This window comes from Mesorhizobium sp. M7A.F.Ca.US.002.01.1.1 (assembly GCF_004022955.1).
In the GTDB taxonomy this organism is placed as follows: Bacteria; Pseudomonadota; Alphaproteobacteria; order Rhizobiales; family Rhizobiaceae; genus Mesorhizobium; species Mesorhizobium ciceri.
In genome coordinates this window covers 1-2,483 of the sequence record NZ_RZQE01000679.1, presented here as the reverse complement: position 1 = coordinate 2,483, position 2,483 = coordinate 1, and the positions used below count along the sequence as shown (strand labels likewise).

Below are 2,483 nucleotides of genomic sequence, written 5' to 3'. Positions count from 1 at the left end.
AGATCGAGGTTCTCGTCGGGATGAAGCAAATGGCGGTCATAGACCGTCCATAGGAATGCTGCCATCTCCGCGTGTTGGCGAACAATCTCGCGTAGGACCATCGCAGCCATCAGTTCAGGTTGACCGAGCCGCCACGGATGCGGTTGGTCGCGCTGGCGTGACTTGTCAAATAGGTGCCGCGGATGGTGATACGGCCGTCCTTTTCCATGATGATCGTTGCTTTGCCGCAACGTAGCTCGAGCCGCTCTTTCGCCGTAATTCGCATCAGCTCACCGTCCTGAACAATCTGCGGGACATTTGACTTGCGGGCAGCATCTACAATGCGACCGACGATGAGCGGTCGCCCAGGATCGCCATCCTGAAACAGCAGCGCCACTTCTGCGCCGATCATGTCCGACGTTAGTTCGGTCAGGCTGCGCGCGGGAACTGCCGTTTCATTCGGATTGCCGGGAAAGACGACCAGGGGAGCGTCCTCACCGAAACCGAGGACTGCACCGATGACAACCCCTTCGATGCGCTGTTTGGTCTTCGCCATCCGATGCCTCAGTTCTGGTTGATCTTTGAGCCCTTCATCGTGATGTCGCTGGATGCCTTCACGGTGATTTTGCCTGAACCATTGATGGAAATGTTCTTGCCGTCGATCGAGATCGTGCCATCCTTTTTCAGCCCTATCGCTGCGGAGCCGCACTTGATGATAATCGAATCTCCGGCCTCAATGACGAGATCCTGGCCGATCTTGATCAAACCGTCTTCCCCGACCTCTACCAAGCTTCCCTTGGCGATCTTGAGCGCTCGCGAGCCTCCGATTTCCGTCACGTCATCCGCGCCGACCTTCGCGCTTCGCTCTTTTCCTATCTCGGAAGTCAGTGCACCGCCGATCTTGAAACTCTGATCAGAACCTATCTTCACATTCTGCGCAGTTCCTATCTCCCAACTATCACTCGTGCCGACGCTATGGCTCTGACTCAAACCGACGCTCACGCTGCGCGTCGCGCCGACCGTGTTGCTCTGCAGCCCGCCGACGGTGCGCTGTTCCGCCGCTCCGACGCTGTCGACGCGCGCCGCACCGACGGTAATCGTCTGACCTATCCCCACAGTCTGAGAATGATTTGCGTCTATATTCTCCGTCGAGTTCGACACGACATGGATGGTCTCGTTGGCCATGACCGTCAGCGAACGGTTGGCGCCCACTGTCTCGGTGTCGTTCGAGCCGATGTTGGTGGTCTGGTCCACGCCGACCTTGACGGTCTTGTTGTTTCCGACGTCCTCGTCGAGGTTGTGGCCGACGGAGTGCTTGGCGTCGTGGTCGATGCGGTCGGACTGGTCGTGCTGCACCAGCTTGGTGCGGTCGTGCTTGACCAGAAGGTTATGGTCCTTCTGGGCCTGGAAATTGACCAGTTCGGAGCCGGCCTTGTCCTCGAACATCAGCTCGTTATAGCCGCCACCGCCTTTGGAGGAGTCGGACTTCCAGCCCGATTGCGTGGCGCTGCCCGGCAGCCCGTAGGGCGGCATCTGCGAGGCGTTGTAGACCCTGCCGGTAATGATCGGCAGGTCCGGGTCGCCTTCGATGAAGTCGACGATCACCTCCTGGCCGATGCGCGGGATCTGGATGAAGCCCCAGCCGCTGCCGGCCCAGGTCTGCGACACCCGCACGAAACAGGAGCTGTTCTGGTCCTTCTTGCCCAGACGGTCCCAATGGAACTGCACCTTCACCCGCGCATATTTGTCGGTAAATATTTCCTCGCCGGACGGGCCGACCACCGTCGCCGTCTGGGGGCCACGCATGATCGGCCGTGGCGTGATCCGCGGCGGACGATAGGGCAAGGCTGTCGGCGCCAAGCCGAGGATCACCTTGAAATTCTCGCTGTTGACGTCAGCATGGGCTCTGTAACCTGGATCAAACAGTCTGTATTCGGCGCTGACCACCAGATACTCCTGGTTCTGGTCCTCACGCGGAAAGCTATCCAGCTTGAACGTGCAGCCCGAATAGAGGCCGCGCACGGTGCCGACAGCGGCGATGCGCTGGTGGACGGCCTGGATTTCCTCACGCCGGATCGCGGCCAGGCTGTCTCCCCGGCCCGTTTCGAGATGCGCGCCGGGCTGGCGGTAGTTCTCACCCGCTGCCTCTTTGTGGCTGAACGGCTGGGCCGACTTGGCCATGAGATCGGCGCCCGGCTTCGTGAAATCATAGTCAGTGTGGGCATAGGCGCCTGGGCGCACCGAACTGCCCGGTATCCATTCAGTGATGTATTCGACATCGCGCCGCGAACCCTGACCTTCAAAGTTATAGAGCACTTTCTCGTAGCCCGGCGCAGGCTTCAGCTTGCTCATCGCATCGGCCAGGACAAGCGTGTGCTTGCCGTCATCATGCTCGAAGAAATACAGGATGCCTTCATGCTCCAGCAGCCGCTGCACGAAATCCAGGTCGGGTTCGTCGTACTGCACGCAATATTCGCGCGGGGGATAGGAGCCTTGCAGGCGCA

The 2,483-nt window shown here is 59.8% G+C and carries 2 protein-coding genes; both read right to left on the bottom strand.

The genetic code is table 11. The features are described 5' to 3' along the window. Positions 1-109 precede the first annotated feature (109 nt). Positions 110-535: a DUF6484 domain-containing protein gene (locus EN932_RS33920; protein WP_128369428.1), complete on the bottom strand. Its 426-nt coding sequence runs from the start codon at positions 533-535 to the stop codon at positions 110-112. Between the two features lie 8 nt (positions 536-543). After that, on the bottom strand, positions 544-2,483 hold a 1,940-nt coding region (tssI, locus tag EN932_RS33915), incomplete at its 5' end, for a type VI secretion system tip protein TssI/VgrG (RefSeq protein WP_128369427.1).